Origin of the sequence: Rhodoligotrophos sp. CJ14 (genome assembly GCF_038811545.1) — a bacterium.
GTDB classification, from domain to species: Bacteria; Pseudomonadota; Alphaproteobacteria; order Rhizobiales; family Im1; genus Rhodoligotrophos; species Rhodoligotrophos ferricapiens.
Genome location: NZ_CP133319.1, coordinates 1132563 through 1147090 on the forward strand (window position 1 = coordinate 1132563; position 14528 = coordinate 1147090).

General features: G+C 62.3%; 13 protein-coding genes. 4 read left to right on the forward strand and 9 right to left on the reverse strand.

Going from position 1 to position 14528, the window contains the following annotated elements; translation table 11 throughout:
- The first annotated feature begins 315 nt into the window (after positions 1–315).
- Positions 316–1356, forward strand: coding sequence for a hypothetical protein (locus tag RCF49_RS05210; RefSeq protein ID WP_342642981.1), 1041 nt, complete (start codon positions 316–318; stop codon positions 1354–1356).
- A 2-nt stretch (positions 1357–1358) separates the two neighbouring features.
- Here the strand turns inward: RCF49_RS05210 and glyS are convergent, their stop codons facing one another.
- The 6 genes from glyS to RCF49_RS05240 all read right to left on the reverse strand — a co-directional run bounded on the left by glyS (position 1359) and on the right by RCF49_RS05240 (position 6877).
- On the reverse strand, positions 1359–3413 hold the full coding sequence (gene glyS, locus RCF49_RS05215) for a glycine--tRNA ligase subunit beta (protein WP_342642982.1): 2055 nt from the start codon (positions 3411–3413) through the stop codon (positions 1359–1361).
- A complete protein-coding gene (locus RCF49_RS05220) occupies positions 3406–4386 on the reverse strand; it encodes a glycine--tRNA ligase subunit alpha (protein ID WP_342642983.1) in 981 nt (326 codons plus the stop codon). Before RCF49_RS05220 ends, glyS begins: the two co-directional genes overlap by 8 nt.
- Before the next feature lie 195 nt (positions 4387–4581).
- Positions 4582–4773, reverse strand: a complete 192-nt coding sequence (locus RCF49_RS05225; RefSeq protein ID WP_342642984.1) for a hypothetical protein — start codon at positions 4771–4773, stop codon at positions 4582–4584.
- 67 nt (positions 4774–4840) lie between these two features.
- Positions 4841–5734: a S49 family peptidase gene (locus RCF49_RS05230; RefSeq protein WP_342642985.1), complete on the reverse strand. Its 894-nt coding sequence runs from the start codon at positions 5732–5734 to the stop codon at positions 4841–4843.
- A 139-nt stretch (positions 5735–5873) separates the two neighbouring features.
- The gene (locus tag RCF49_RS05235) at positions 5874–6650 is read right to left on the reverse strand and encodes a tRNA1(Val) (adenine(37)-N6)-methyltransferase (protein WP_342642986.1); all 777 of its coding nucleotides are present in this window, start codon (positions 6648–6650) and stop codon (positions 5874–5876) included.
- Between the two features lie 17 nt (positions 6651–6667).
- Entirely contained in the window at positions 6668–6877 is a 210-nt protein-coding gene (locus RCF49_RS05240) for a DUF2007 domain-containing protein (protein ID WP_342642987.1), read from the reverse strand.
- A 236-nt stretch (positions 6878–7113) separates the two neighbouring features.
- Between RCF49_RS05240 and RCF49_RS05245 the strand changes: the two genes are divergently transcribed.
- Positions 7114–8130, forward strand: a complete 1017-nt coding sequence (locus tag RCF49_RS05245; RefSeq protein WP_342642988.1) for a polyprenyl synthetase family protein — start codon at positions 7114–7116, stop codon at positions 8128–8130.
- A gap of 75 nt (positions 8131–8205) precedes the next feature.
- Here the strand turns inward: RCF49_RS05245 and RCF49_RS05250 are convergent, their stop codons facing one another.
- The 3 genes from RCF49_RS05250 to RCF49_RS05260 all read right to left on the reverse strand — a co-directional run bounded on the left by RCF49_RS05250 (position 8206) and on the right by RCF49_RS05260 (position 12812).
- A complete protein-coding gene (locus RCF49_RS05250) occupies positions 8206–9111 on the reverse strand; it encodes a 4-(cytidine 5'-diphospho)-2-C-methyl-D-erythritol kinase (RefSeq protein WP_342642989.1) in 906 nt (301 codons plus the stop codon).
- 13 nt (positions 9112–9124) lie between these two features.
- Positions 9125–10852 (reverse strand): tetratricopeptide repeat protein, encoded by a 1728-nt coding sequence (locus tag RCF49_RS05255; protein ID WP_342642990.1) that lies wholly within the window; start codon positions 10850–10852, stop codon positions 9125–9127.
- Between the two features lie 319 nt (positions 10853–11171).
- Positions 11172–12812 carry an electron transfer flavoprotein-ubiquinone oxidoreductase gene (locus RCF49_RS05260; protein ID WP_342644125.1) on the reverse strand — a complete coding sequence of 547 codons (1641 nt, stop codon included), beginning with the start codon at positions 12810–12812 and terminating at the stop codon, positions 11172–11174.
- A gap of 163 nt (positions 12813–12975) precedes the next feature.
- On the opposite strand from RCF49_RS05260, the gene RCF49_RS05265 reads away from it, so the two are divergent.
- Together RCF49_RS05265 and moaB are read left to right on the forward strand one after the other, a co-directional pair.
- The gene (locus tag RCF49_RS05265; protein WP_342642991.1) at positions 12976–13917 is read left to right on the forward strand and encodes a uracil-DNA glycosylase; all 942 of its coding nucleotides are present in this window, start codon (positions 12976–12978) and stop codon (positions 13915–13917) included.
- The gene (moaB, locus tag RCF49_RS05270) at positions 13904–14446 is read left to right on the forward strand and encodes a molybdenum cofactor biosynthesis protein B (RefSeq protein ID WP_342642992.1); all 543 of its coding nucleotides are present in this window, start codon (positions 13904–13906) and stop codon (positions 14444–14446) included. The genes RCF49_RS05265 and moaB overlap by 14 nt, the downstream gene beginning before the upstream one ends.
- Positions 14447–14528 lie beyond the last annotated feature (82 nt).

Genomic DNA, 14528 nt, shown 5'->3' on the forward strand with positions numbered 1-14528 from the left:
GTTCACTTAATGTCACCACCTGAAGGGCTTCTCCCTGCCGCATCCGAAGCTGCCGCGCTGGAATCGATCGAAACTAGGCTTACAGCAGGGTCTTTTAAGGCGCCAAGCCTGTCACCCACGACGCTGTCGGGCCCGTTCGGTGCTCCGCAAATTGCCGAGACCACCATTGTCGCGTGGGACCCGGCTCCCAACCACAGCGGCGGATCATTGGTCCAAGCCCGCAGAGCATTTTTCGAAGGCCTTGGGGGCACTCCCGACAGAAATGGCCCGCCGATCGAACACAACCTGAGACAGCCGATAGGCGATCATCAATACGTGAGCAGTCCGGTTGCAAGGCCCAGCCAGATGGTGGAGAACCACATCACAGACGAGTCCCTGGAACAACCCGGGCTGCAAAAGCCGGCCACTGGGGGCATGGTCGCAAGGTTGAAGCAGAAGTTCGAGGCTCTCTCCAGCCATCCGCCCGCCATAGATAATCATGCAGGCGGTCACGAGCTGAACCAGGCCGACCACACGCCTCAAGCGCGCATCGGCTCGGTGCATATCCGCGAATACCCCAGCCAAACGTTCCCTGAGCATTCAGCCGAGAGCCTTGAGTCATCCAGCGGCTACGGATCCACCGCATCGCTTCGCTCGGAGCTGGAGGCCGGCAGCGCCGTTGAAAACCTCACATCCACGAGCGAGCATAGAGCTCACGAGGCCCCCGCCCTCCACCAGGAGGCGAACGACCCAATCGAAAGCCTCAGGCAGCTGAGCGATCACGACTTCCATCAGACGTTCGGCCCTGAGCAGAAGGCGAGTAATCCGGTCGAGATTCTTGGGCGGATGAGCGACACGGACTTCGAGCGCGCTTTCGGCACCGAAGACAGACTTGGCTATCGGGTGAATGCCATCGACCAGGTCCGCGCCGACCTCGCGAACCGCGACCATCTGTTTGATCAGTTCGTGGGGAGTGCCAAGGTGGCCGATTCGGAAACGAAGCCGCTCAACCTGCTGCCTCCCAAGATCGATTACAGCAGCCAAGACTGGCGAGAAGTCGTGTCTCAGTATATCGACAAACTTCAGGAGGTGCGGACGGATTCAAAGGAAGCCCTGGACCGGGCGCTGCAGCGCACTCACCCGCTCGGGGCCGACAGATCGGATGCGGCCCACGGTGATCTGAAGCAGACATTCCACGAACTCGTCGACCGCCATGGCAAGATCTTCGATGGCACCGCACATCTGCTTCTTCACGAGAAACTGCCCGAAACGCTGTCCCATAGGCTGGTGGAGAATTTGGCCGCAGACACGCATCAGTATTACGACCATCTCAGTCAGATCTATGAGGCACTCAAGGGCAATTACGACTTCAGATAGGCTCAGCCTTCGATTCGGGAAAAGTCCGCAACCTGCTGAGTGGATTGGCGAATCCGGCTGAGCAGCTTTAGCCGGTTCTCGCGCAGGGGGGCATTGTCCGCATTGACCGTCACCTTGTCGAAGAAGGCATCGACCGGCGCGCGCAGCGCGGCGAGCGCGCGCATGGCACCTTCAAAGTCTTCGCGCCGGATGGCGGACTGAGCCTCGGCTTCTGCCTGGCCGATCGCAGCCGCCAATGCCTTCTCTTCAGCCTGCTGCATCAGTTGGGCATCCGGCTCGCCCGAATAGGTCGTCTTGTCCTTGCCTTCCTCGATGCGCAGAATATTTCCGGCACGCTTCACCCCGGCAAGCAGGCTTTCGCCATCCTCCGTCGCCAGGAATTGCCCCAGCGCCTCGACCCGACGCACGATCAGCCACAGATCATCCTGGCCACCCAGCGAGAACACCGCATCGATGAGGTCGTGCCGGGCTCCCTGCTCGCGCAGGTAAACCTTCAGCCGATCCGCGAAGAACGCGAGCAGGTCCTGATCGGTCGCAGCGTCACGCCCGGCAAAGCGCGCCCGATGTCCGGCGATCAGCCTAGACAGCGGCAGCCGCAAGCTGCCATCCAGCACCATGCGGATAATCCCAAGCGCTGCACGCCGCAATGCGAACGGATCCTTGGACCCCGTGGGCTTCTCGTCGATGGTCCAAAACCCGACCAGCGTGTCGAGCTTGTCCGCGATCGCCACCGCCTGGGCAACCTTGCTCGCCGGAATGGCATCCGATGGCCCCTGCGGCTTGTAATGCTCGCCAATAGCGGCTGCGACCTCCCCATCAAGCCCCTGGTCGAGCGCGTAATACTGGCCCATCAGGCCCTGAAGCTCCGGAAACTCGCCCACCATGCCGGAGACGAGATCGGCCTTCGCGAGCCGCGCCGCATGCTGCGCCCTCTCGGCATCCGCGCCAATCAGCGCCGCGATCTCACCCGCCAGCGCCTCAATCCGCCGGACCTTATCCGCAACCGTCCCGAGCTTCTCATGGAAACGCACCGCCTCGAGCTTTGCCGCCATCTCTTCGAGCGGCACCTTGCGGTCCTGATCCCAGAAGAATTTCGCATCCGACAGGCGCGCCGCGATGACTTTGTTATTCCCTTCGACAATCCGCCGCCCGCCATCCTCGGCCTCGATATTCGCAACGAGCAGGAAGCGATTGGCAAGCTTGCCGTCTCGTCCCCTGAGCGCGAAACATTTCTGATGGGCCTTGATCGAGGTGATGATCACCTCCGGCGGCACATCCAGAAAGCTTTCCTCGAACGAGCCCATGAGCACGGTCGGCCACTCCGTGAGGCCCGCATTCTCCGCAACGAGCGCCTCGTCCTCGATCAGTGAATAGCCTTGCGCAAAGGCGAGATTGCGCGCGGCATTGCGGATCACGTCCTGCCGCTCCTCGGGATCGATGATGACCTTGCGGCGCTTGAGCTCCCGCTCGTAATCCTCGAGCCGGCGCACCTCGAACGCATCCGGCGCCATGAACCGGTGCCCATGGGTCATCCGCCCCACGCTCACACCGGGAATATCGAAGGGCACCGCCTCCCCATCGAAGCTGCAGATGATGGAATGCAACGGACGTACCCAGCGCAAACTCCCTGCCCCCCAGCGCATGGACTTGGGCCAAGGGAATTTCGCAACCGCTGCCGGCATGATCTCGGCGATGATCTCCTCGGCCGGCCGGCCCGGCTTTTCGATCCGCGCCACATAGAACGCGCCCTTGCGATCCTCCTGGACCGCGCATTGCTCGAGCGTCACGCCGGCGGCTGCAAGGAACCCATCGATCGCCTTCTGCGGCGCATCAACGCGTGGGCCTTTGCGCTCCTCTCGCCGGTCGGGTTGCCGGCCGGGAAGGCCATCCACCACCAGGGTGAGCCGCCGGGGAGTGGCCATGGCCTTGGCCCCCTCATAGACGAGGCCCTGCTCGACGAGCGCATCCGTTACCAGCTTGCGCAGATCCTCAGCCGCCTGCCGCTGCATGCGCGCCGGGATCTCTTCAGAGAACAGTTCGACCAGCAACTCAGGCATTGGCGGTCTCCGTGATCACCGATGCCGCGGCCGGCTCAGCCCCGCCGCCTGCTGTTTTGAGCCAGGCCCCAGCACAGGCCTTGGCAAGCTCGCGCACCCTCAGAATGTAGCTTTGCCGGTCGGTGACCGAGATGACGCCGCGCGCATCCAGCAGATTGAAGATATGGGAGGCCTTTATGCATTGATCATAGGCCGGCAGCGCCAGCTCATGCCGCCCGTCACGCTCGCCGGCGGCGAGCAGCGCTGCACATTCCTTCTCCGCATCCGCGAAGTGACGGAACAGCATCTCCGTATCCGCATGCTCGAAATTGTAGCGAGAATATTCCTGTTCAGCCTGCTTGAACACATCCCCATAGGAGATGCGCAAATCCCCGTCGCGGCCGTTGAAATTGAGGTCATAGACATTGTCGACTCCCTGCACATACATGGCCAGCCGCTCGAGCCCATAGGTGAGTTCACCGGAAACGGGCGAGCAATCATAGCCACCGACCTGCTGGAAATAGGTGAATTGCGACACTTCCATGCCGTCGCACCACACCTCCCAGCCAAGCCCCCAGGCGCCCAGTGTCGGGCTCTCCCAATCGTCTTCCACGAAGCGGATATCGTGATTTTTGGGATCGATGCCGATCGCATAGAGGCTCTCAAGATAGAGCGCCTGGAAGTCCGGCGGCGACGGCTTCATGATGACTTGGAATTGGTAATAATGCTGCAGCCGGTTCGGGTTTTCCCCGTATCGGCCGTCTTTCGGCCGGCGGGAGGGCTGTACATAGGCGGCCCGCCAGGGCTTGGGACCGAGCGACCGCAGCGTTGTGGCAGGATGGAAGGTACCGGCACCGACCTCCATGTCATAGGGCTGCAGGATCACGCAGCCCTGCTTGGCCCAGAACAGCTGGAGGGTGAGCAGGAGATCCTGGAACGCGGATCCGGGCGAGAGCGCCGCGAGCCCGGCGGTCGGAGAAGAAGCAAGACTCATGATCTGCCGTTCGTATGCGGGCGGCCTGCCGGCCTGATTGCGCCGCACACTAGTGCGCGATCGGCAAAAGGGAAAGCCAGTTTTGCATCTGCTCGCTAACGAGAGATAGCCATAGAGCTCTCGTGCTCTGAGGTTGCTGGCCTCAGAGCCTTCCACATCCGGCCTCCAACAGGCCGGAAGGTTGAGGAACCGGGCTTACCAGCGCTCGTTCGAAGGCCGATAGACACCTGTCTCCGGATCAGGCCGCAGCGTCGGCAGATGGCGCTGGTTTGGGTTCGTAACGCGCCGACGCGACTTCACGGCGAGTTTCTGTGCTTCCTGCAAAACACGCCGGAACGCGATCAGCGCGAGCGTTGCCATCAAGAACAAGACGACGGAGCGGATCATCCCTTTCCCTCCAGAGTGGTTCATGCCCCACGCACTGCAATCCGGGTGCCAGGACTTCGGTTGTCAACTATAGCCCGAACCGCGCCCACAAGGCACGGTCCTCAACTGCCGCAATGATGTTCTCGGCCATCACTGCGGATAAATCCGGCGCGCCGCCTCCTGTTCCAAACAGTCCGGGAATACGACCAAGCCGCCGTGTAAGCCAATTCTCCCGCGCGCCAATGACGCGCAGCTTGGGCTCCTCGCCGAGCTTGCTGGCAAGGACCGAATGCATGTCCCCCAGCCCGTCAACGAGCCCGAGCCCGAGCGCCTTCGTGCCGGCCCAGAACTGGCCGGAAAACAGCTCTTCCTCAGAACCTTTCAGGCGCTCGCCACGCCGCTGCCGCACCACCTCTTTGAAGCTCTCATGGATATCGAGCTGGATGGACTTCAAATGCTCCACATCCTCCGGCTTTTCCGGCTGAAATGGATCAAGGATCGCCTTGTTGTGCCCGGCCGTATGGATGCGGCGCTCGATGCCGAGCTTCTGCAACGCCTGAACGAAGCCGAATCCCGACGACACCACACCGATCGACCCGATGATCGAGCTGGGATCGGCATAGATTTCATCCCCCGCCACCGCGATGTAATAGCCGCCGGATGCTGCCGCATCTTCCGTGAAGACGAAGACCTTGCGGTCGTGCTTCTCGGCAAGGCTGCGGATGCGCTGGTAAATGAGCCGCGCCTGGACGGGCGTGCCGCCCGGCGAATTCAGGATGATCGCGACGGCCGCTGCTTTCTTGAACCGGAACGCCCGCTCGAGCATCGGGCCGACGGTCTCGAGCGTGAGCCCTGAGCGTCTGAGACCGGCCGAGCCGATGACGCCGGACAGCCGAATCACTGGAACGATCGGTTTGCGGTTGAGAGAACCGCTTTTCCAGGCAACGAAACGATCGCGAACAGAGGCGGGAACCAAGCTCATTACGATTCCGAGTTACGCGGGGAGAGAGGCTGAGGCAAGACCTAACTCTCCTGCACACGTGATGTTGACCAGAGCATTTCGAGCGAGGCGGGCACCCCGTTCGCGTGAAGAAATGCGAGCAGGCAACCACTTAGACCGCTCACCGCAACGGAAAGGCCGCGCCATGGCGCAACACAGCCTCCGCTTCCTCGGTGAAGCCGTGGCCATCCCCATGCAGGATCATGCCCGGAAGCAGCCGCAAGCCGGCCCGGCTGCCCTTGATCGCCTGGATGATGACCAGGGAAGCTGGCATTCCCGCACGCGGGAACAACGGCGCAACCCGTATATCCCCCGCCCGGCTCTCCAGCGCCTTCAGCAGGCCGGGCAGCTCTTCTGGCCGCTGGACCAGGGTGAGCGTTCCGCGCGGACGCGCCATCGCCGCCAGCATCTTGATCCAGAGGTCGAGGTCGCCCGCGGGCATGCTATGTGCCTCGCTCTTTGATCCAGATGGTGATGCGGTTGTGCGCTCGCGGACATGATAAGGCGGGTTCGCAAAGACATGATCGAAGGACGCAACCGGCGGGAAGCGCCCATCCGGATTGCGCGTGAGCTCTTTGATGTCTCCCTCGATCAGATGGACCCGCGCCTCTTCGCCATTGGCGGCAATGTTGTGCCGAGCAACCTGTGCATAAAGCGGCGATCGCTCGATCCCGGCGATATGGACGCCGGGCACCCGAGCCGCAAGGCAGAGCGCCGCAGTGCCCACTCCCATACCCCCTTCGAAAACCGACTGTCCCGGCTCGCAGGGGATCGATGCCGCGAGAAACACCGCATCAATTCCTGCGCGATATCCTTTCTTCGGCTGTTGCAAGACGATCCTGCCGCCGAGAAATTGATCTCGGGTCAGATCGTCTTCAAGCACCGGAACTTCGGACATAGGCGGCATTGGTGAAATCAAAGGGACAGTCCGGCATCCCTCAGCAACTGGCGTGCCGCATCCACCTCTTCATCCACCACCATCAAGCGGCGCGGCAGGATGCCGAGACTCCCTTCAACGACGCTCATATTGGTGTCGAGGATGATGTGGTCGATGCCCGCATCTTTGAGGAGCGCTGTTGCAAAGGAAAGAGCGACCATATCGTTGGACCTCAGGATCTCGCGCATACCATCTCCGGACCGATCACGCAGCGCCGGCAGGAGTGGAACCTCCGGCCGCGTCCATTTTATGCTAGCGCAGAACGCAAGAAAGCGGCATGGCTTTCCGGCAAGATAAGATCGACCGGGCTCGGCGCGAATTCCTGATCCTCAGGCATCTGCCGTCGCTGTCTCTGGGTCGCGCTTGATTGGGCAAGCCGGGCCTTCATATTCTCTGTACTTGCTAGCCGGCACGAGGAGGTTCCGTGGGACAAGTCATCGCTTTCGACAATCGCCAGAGCGGGTCGGCCAAGCTTGACCCCTTGCTTGCTCTTGTCGATGCCGACATGGCGCGCGTCAACGAAGCCATTCTTGCGCGGGCCTATTCCGAGGTCGACATGATCCCCGATCTTGCACGCCATCTGATCGACAGTGGCGGCAAGCGCCTGCGCCCTATGCTGACCATCGCCGCAGCACAGATGTGCGGCTATCGCGGCGATTATCACATCAAGCTCGCGGCCGCGGTGGAGTTCATGCACACGGCGACTTTGCTGCACGATGACGTGGTCGATGAAAGCGAGCTGCGCCGCGGCAAGCAGGCGGCCCGGATGATCTGGGGCAACCAGGCCAGCGTTCTCGTCGGCGACTACCTGCTTGGCCAGGCCTTCAAGATGATGGTCGAGACCAAGTCGCTGGATGCCTTGCGGATCCTCTCCAATGCTGCGGCGGTCATCGCCGAGGGCGAGGTGCTGCAATTGGCCGCGCAACGGGACACCTCGACCACCGAGGATGCCTATCTCCGCATCATCAACGCCAAGACCGCCGCGCTGTTCTCCTCTGCCGCCGAGGTCGGCGCGGCCATTGCCGAACGGCCTCGGGCGGAGCAGCAGGCCCTACAGGCCTTCGGGCGCAATCTCGGCCTGGCCTTCCAGCTGATCGATGATGCGCTCGATTATTCCGGCAAGCAGGGCTTGTTGGGCAAGAGCGTGGGCGATGATTTCCGCGAGGGCAAGATCACCCTGCCCGTGGTGCTCGCCTATCGCAGAGGCGACAGCCATGATCGTGCCTTCTGGCAGCGCACGCTCCAGGAAGGCATCCAGAGCGACGAGGATCTGGCCATCGCCATCGCCCTGGTCGAGAAACATGGCGCCATTGCCGATACCATCGAGCGCGCCCGCCACTATGGCGCGATCGCATCGGAGGCTCTGGCCATCTTCCCCTCGGGCCCTCACAAGCAGGCGCTCAACCTCGCGGTCGACTTCAGCATCGAACGCGCATTCTGAGTTGATCCCAGAGAGTGGCTGCTGGCTTTCGGAGAAGGTGACGCTGCAACGAGGACGGCGGGACGTCTCGCCCTGCTACCTCAGCTGGCTTGCCATCAGCCACCAGCCGGGATGATCGGCAGCAATCCGCGTCCCCGCAGCTGCGGCTTGCTCCCGTGTGGGGAAAAGGCCAAAGCACGTCGCGCCGCTACCCGACATGCGCGCCACCAGGCAGCCCGTCTCTTGCCGCAACCGGTCCAACACCTCCGCAATGACCGGTGCTAACCGCTGGGCTGGCGCTTCGAGGTCATTCCGGCAGAGCGTGATGAATTCGGCAAAATGCGCCGCATCCCGCCATTGCGCTGGTAGTGGCGGATGAGGAGAGCCCGGCTCCTCTCCTGCCGCAAGCCGTGCCGCAAGCCCCAATTCCCGGAAAACGGCCGCGGTCGCCACTGCAACCCTTGGATTGACCAGCAAGATGCCGACATCCGGCAATGGGCCGACCGTCTCGACCCTCTCCCCGATACCGGCCATGAAGCAGGCCCGCGACCGCAGGCACACTGGAACGTCAGCGCCAAGCGTCAACGCAATCCGGTCGAGCTCGTCATCCGGCACTGAGAGTTGATAGCGCCGCATGATGCCTCTGAGGGTCGCGGCGGCGTCTGCCGAACCCCCACCAATGCCGGAGGCGACGGGCAATCGCTTTTCGAGCCGGATCCCGCAGGCATCCACCCCAAGAGCAGCGGCCGCGCGCAGGACAAGATTGGTCGGATCGGACTCGAGCCCCGATGCGAAGGGGCCATCAATCGTCAAAGACAGGCGCTCGGACGCTGCAAAATGCACGACGTCGCCTTCCCCCGTGAAGGCGACCAGGCTTTCCAGAAGATGATAGCCATCCGCGCGCTGGCCAACCACATGCAGCGAGAGATTGACCTTGGCGCTGGCCAGTTCAGCGTCAGGCCCTGCCTGCGCGGCCTCCCGCTGCCCGACAGCCCTACCCATTGATGACGCCACGCTACGAGCGCTTCTCCGAGATCGGCGTTGCAACCGCTGGTGCCGGGGCCTCGTCCGGCAGCCCGTTTGCAAGCTTGCTCTCGATCGATTTCAGGAGATCGGGCTCCGGCTCGCTATCCTTGGCATGCTGCCACTGGAACTTCGCCTCGAGCCTGCGGCCCACCCGCCAGTAAGCATCACCCAGATGATCATTGATGGCGGCATCATTGGGCTGCAGCTCGATTGCCCGCTCCAGCTCTTCGACCGCCCGGGCATAATCGCCCCGCTTGTAATAGGCCCAGCCCAGGCTGTCGATGATATAGCCGTCATTCGGCCGCTGCTCGACCGCCTTCTCGATCATCGTCATGGCGTCGTCGAGGTTGCGGTTCTGTTCGAGCCAGGAATAGCCGAGATAGTTGAGCACCAAGGGCTGGTCCGGCTCGAGCGCCAGCGCCTTCAGGAAATCGGCCTCGGCCTTTTCCCATTGCTTGGAGCGCTCATAGCAGATGCCGCGGAAATAGAGCACCATCCAATGCCGCTCGTTAGGCTCACCGATGCCATCCAGGGCTTGCGTGTAGAATTTCGCGGCATCCTCAAACTTGGACTGGCTCCGCAGGATGGTTCCGAGCGTGACGAGCGCCTCGTAGTTCTTTGGCTCGCGTTTCACCAGCTTCTCGAGCTGAGCGCGAGCCTCGTCATTCCGTCCGAGCTCACTGAGATTGGCGGCCATGCGGATATCCGCATTCGGGCGCAAGGCTGAGCTGAACGGCACTTTGTCGTAAGCGCCGATCGCCGCCTGATACTGCTTCATATTCTCGAAAATGTCGCCCAGAAGCGTCTGCACCGCCGGCATGTTCGGCTTCAGGCTGAGCGTGAGCCGGGCATAGGTGAGCGCAAGATCGATGCCCGATTCATCCGTCAGCGCGCTGGCGAGGCCGAACAGCGCCTCCGCCGCACCATCGATCGCATTGCCGACGAAAGGCGCGGGCTTGGCGTGCCCAATTCGCGACAGCACCTGCTCGATGACCGGGTGATCGGGCGAAACGGTAAGGAATGCCTGATAGATCTCGCGCGCCTTATCAACCTCGCCCTGGCGCTCGAGGAAATTGCCATAGGCCTCCACGATCCGCAGCGAGCTCGAGCTCTCGTCATAGGCCTTCTTGTAAAGCGCCGCCGCCTTGGGCTTCATGCCCAGGAGATCGGAGATGAGCGCCTGGTGGAAGATCTTGTAGATCCCGAAGGACTCGTTCCTGTCGAGGATGTCGAGCGCCTTCTCGGCCTTCCCCCCCTGCTTCTCCGCCGCATAGCTCCAGGCCGTCAGTAGCCCGCTGGTGAGTTCACCGATGGGCGTATAGGCTGCCTGCTCGAAATGCTTGCGCGCGCTGGTCTCGGCCCCTCGCCGCAGATCGGCAAGCCCCAGAACAATGTGGGCCAGCCTGTGCCGCGAGTTGATGACGATGAGCCGCTTGGCCAGCATTTCGGCCCGCAGCACATTCCCCGCCCCCAGCTCTGCCACGAAGGATCGCTCCAGCAAGAGCGGGTTCGTCGGATCCTGCTCGAAGGCATCGGCGAAATAGCGGGCAGCCTGGTCGATATCCCGCGTTTGCGACGCGAACTGCCCGGCCAGATAGCTGCCGGACAATGATCTGATCTCCCGTGCTTCGCCAAACGCCGGAGCAAAAAGCGCAGAGAGAGCCACGCTCAGGGCTAGGGCCGTACCGACCACTGCATGCTTGCCGCTGCGCATCATATCTGCCTGATCTCCTCGGAGCGCTGTTCCTCATTTGCCGGCCGCCGTCTGGCCGGAGGGTGCGCCAGTGGGCACCTCTCTACTGCTATAACCCAGTTTCGCCAAGGTCGAGTATTCGACGAAACCTGGCAAGAGGATGACGATATTTTCTGTCGAGCGATTCCCCAAACGGCTCCGGCAGCGGCATACTTGTACAACAATGTGGCGCAATTGGCCCCGCGACCGACACCTCTTGCACGCATTCTTAGGACCGCCATACGCACCGATCCATCCCTATCCGCGGCTGAGAGGTCCGGTGCTGAGCGCCGGGCCTCGAGCCTTACATATTGGGATAATTGGGCCCGCCACCGCCCTCCGGTGTGGTCCAGTTGATGTTCTGCGGCGGATCCTTGATGTCGCACGTCTTGCAGTGCACGCAGTTCTGCGCATTGATCTGGAAGCGCGGCTTGTTCTCCGCATCCTGCACGATCTCATAGACGCCGGCCGGGCAATAGCGCTGCGCTGGCTCGTCATAGGTTGGCAGCGTGTAATTGACCGGGATCGAGGGATCCTTGAGCTTGAGATGGCAAGGCTGGTCCTCCTCGTGATTGGTTGCCGAGAAGGAGAGATCCGTCAGCCTGTCGAAGGAAATGACCCCATCAGGCTTGGGATATTCAATCGGCTTGGCCTGTGAGGCCGGCACCAATGTTTCGTGATCCCCCTTGCCATGGCGCAGCGTGCCGAAGAAGGAGAGGCCGAACAATTCGTTCGTCCACATGTCGATCCCGCCGAGGGTGAGCCCGCCGATGAGACCGTATTTCGACCAGAGTGGCTTGACGTTGCGGACCTTTTTCAGGTCCTGGTAGACCCACGATCCCCGATAGCGGTCCTCATAATCGAAGAGCTCATCACCCTGGCGGCCAGCCTCGATCGCCTCGAACGCGCTCTCCGCCGCCAGCATGCCGGTCTTCATGGCATTGTGGCTGCCCTTGATGCGCGGCACATTGACGAACCCGGCCGAGCACCCGATGAGCACGCCGCCCGGGAAGGTCAATTTTGGCACCGACTGCAGCCCGCCCTCGGTGATGGCCCGCGCCCCATAGGCGATCCGCCGCCCGCCCTCGAGCACGGGCTTGATGAGCGGATGATGCTTGAACCGCTGAAACTCACCGAACGGGTAGAGATACGGGTTCTTGTAGTTGAGATGCACCACGAACCCGATGGAGACCAGATTGTCTTCGAGGTGATACATGAAGCTGCCGCCGCCCGTTTCCGTATCGAGCGGCCAGCCCATCGTATGCGTGACCTGGCCCTGCCGGTGCATGTCGGGGCGGATTTCCCACAGCTCCTTCATGCCGATGCCGAATTTCTGTGGCTCGCGCCCCGCGGCGAGCTGGAACTTGTTGATCAGCACCTTGGCGAGCGAGCCGCGCACCCCTTCGCCGATGAATACATATTTGCCATGCAGCTCCATGCCCGGCTGAAAATCATCCTTGGGCTTGCCGTCACGGCCGATACCCATGACGCCGGCCACCACGCCCTTGACCGAGCCATCCTCGCGATAGACCAGATCAGAGCAGGCAAAGCCCGGATAGATTTCAACCCCGAGCGCTTCTGCCTCGCCCGCCAGCCACCGGCACAGATTGCCGAGAGATGCCGCATAATTGCCGTGATTGTTCATGAGCCGCGGCATGGCGAAATTCGGCAGTCGCACGCTGCCGGCCGGCCCCAGCATGTAGAACCGGTCCTCCGTCACGGGAATGTTGAGCGGCGCCCCTTTTTCTTTCCAGTCGGGAATGAGCTCGTTGAGCGCGATCGGATCGATCACCGCGCCCGACAGGATATGGGCGCCCACCTCCGAGCCCTTTTCCAGCACGCAGACGGACAATTCGCTGCCGGCCGCCTGAGCCAGCTGCTTCAGCCTGATCGCAGCGGCAAGGCCGGCAGGCCCAGCCCCGACGATAACCACGTCAAATTCCATGCATTCGCGTTCGACCGCGACGTCCGTCTCACTCAACCCAGCCTCTCCCATTGTGATTTGCGGTATCGATGTTATCGGAAGATGGGCTAATCTGCCCGGGATGTTTCTAATGCCCTTATAGTAGACATCCCACGGACTGGGAAACACTGTTACAGGCGGAAAAGTGGCTTTCAACGATCAGGCTATAGTGTCGCGTGCCGAGCTGCTGCGCTGGTACGAGGCCATGGGGGTCGATGAGGCAATCACCGATGCGCCGATCGATCGGTTCTCAACCTCGAGCAGGCCTAGACAGGCTGAGCCGCCGCAAGCCGCAGCGGTGATGAGGGAGGCGGACGCCCGTGCCCCCTCTCCCGCCATCCCGACAACGCCTCACCGCAAGACGCCTGTCTTTGACGAAGAGACGACCGCTCGCATTCCCGACCGCTCCACCGCAGCCCCGCGCCCGGCCGCTATTCCCTCCGACCAGGCGGTGGAAGATGCAAGGACCGCCGCCCGTAGCTGCGCGAGCCTTGCGGAGCTGCGCGACATGCTCGCCCGCTTCGATGCCTGCCCCTTGCATCGCACCGCCACCAATCTGGTCTTCTCCGATGGCAATCCGGCGGCGCGAATCATGCTTGTGGGCGAAGCACCAGGCCGCGATGAGGACCTCCAGGGCAAGCCTTTCGTCGGCGTGTCCGGCCAGCTGCTCGATCGGATGCTGGCCGCCATCGGTCTCTCCCGCCAGTCGGAGGATCCGCTCTCATCCGTATTCATCTCGAACTGCATCTTCTGGCGGCCGCCCGGCAACCGCAAGCCGACGGAAGCCGAAAGCCTGATGTGCCTGCCCTTTATCGAACGGGCGATTGAGCTGGTGGATCCGGCCTTCCTGGTCTGCCTCGGCTCGACCTCCGCCGCACGTCTCCTGCAGAGCACGCAAGGGATCATGCGTCTGCGCGGCAAATGGACGGACTATGTGAGCCCGGGCGGCAAGACCTATCGCACCCTGCCGACGCTGCATCCGGCCTATCTCCTGCGGCAGCCGGAGCATAAACGGCTCGCCTGGCGCGATCTCCTGATGCTCGATCAGGCGATGCGCGAAAGTGAGGTGTTCCATGACCGGAGCTGAGCGCCCCTTCATTGCCGTGCGAATCGCCGTGCTGACTATCTCCGACACGAGAGGTTTCGCCGAGGACCGCTCCGGCGAGCTTCTGGCCGGTCGCATCGCGGCGGCGGGACATATCCTGGCCGACCGCGCCATCGTCCGCGACGAGATCGAGCTGATCCGGGAGAAGGTGCGTGACTGGATTGTCTCACCCGATATCGATGTGGTGATCACCACCGGTGGCACCGGCCTGACCGGCCGCGATGTCACCCCGGAGGCGGTCAAACCGCTCTTCGAAAAGGAGATCGACGGTTTTTCGGTGGCCTTCCACATGATCTCCTTCCAGAAGATCGGCACGTCTACAGTGCAGTCCCGCGCAACCGCCGGTGTGGCCAATTCCACCTATATTTTCTGCTTGCCGGGCTCTCCCGGCGCCTGCCGCGATGCCTGGGACGGCATTCTGCAGGATCAGCTCGACTACCGTCACATGCCCTGCAACTTCGTCGAGATCATGCCGCGACTTGACGAGCATCTTCGCCGCACCGGCAAGTAAAGCATCCGCATTCTCCACCTCATGATGGTCATGGGCATCACTTGTGCGTGACCCCTGAAGCCTCCGGCACAAACCTGATTAG

Excerpts from the sequence above, each read along its gene's own strand:
- moaB (WP_342642992.1), top strand. The coding sequence starts at position 13,904 with ATGACCGGAGCTGAGCGCCCCTTCATTGCCGTGCGAATCGCCGTGCTG.
- RCF49_RS05240 (WP_342642987.1), bottom strand. The coding sequence starts at position 6,877 with ATGCGCGAGATCCTGAGGTCCAACGATATGGTCGCTCTTTCCTTTGCA.
- RCF49_RS05230 (WP_342642985.1), bottom strand. The coding sequence starts at position 5,734 with ATGAGCTTGGTTCCCGCCTCTGTTCGCGATCGTTTCGTTGCCTGGAAA.
- RCF49_RS05260 (WP_342644125.1), bottom strand. The coding sequence starts at position 12,812 with ATGGAATTTGACGTGGTTATCGTCGGGGCTGGGCCTGCCGGCCTTGCC.
- glyS (WP_342642982.1), bottom strand. The coding sequence starts at position 3,413 with ATGCCTGAGTTGCTGGTCGAACTGTTCTCTGAAGAGATCCCGGCGCGC.
- RCF49_RS05225 (WP_342642984.1), bottom strand. The coding sequence starts at position 4,773 with ATGATCCGCTCCGTCGTCTTGTTCTTGATGGCAACGCTCGCGCTGATC.
- RCF49_RS05250 (WP_342642989.1), bottom strand. The coding sequence starts at position 9,111 with ATGGGTAGGGCTGTCGGGCAGCGGGAGGCCGCGCAGGCAGGGCCTGAC.
- RCF49_RS05235 (WP_342642986.1), bottom strand. The coding sequence starts at position 6,650 with ATGTCCGAAGTTCCGGTGCTTGAAGACGATCTGACCCGAGATCAATTT.
- RCF49_RS05220 (WP_342642983.1), bottom strand. The coding sequence starts at position 4,386 with ATGAGTCTTGCTTCTTCTCCGACCGCCGGGCTCGCGGCGCTCTCGCCC.
- RCF49_RS05255 (WP_342642990.1), bottom strand. The coding sequence starts at position 10,852 with ATGATGCGCAGCGGCAAGCATGCAGTGGTCGGTACGGCCCTAGCCCTG.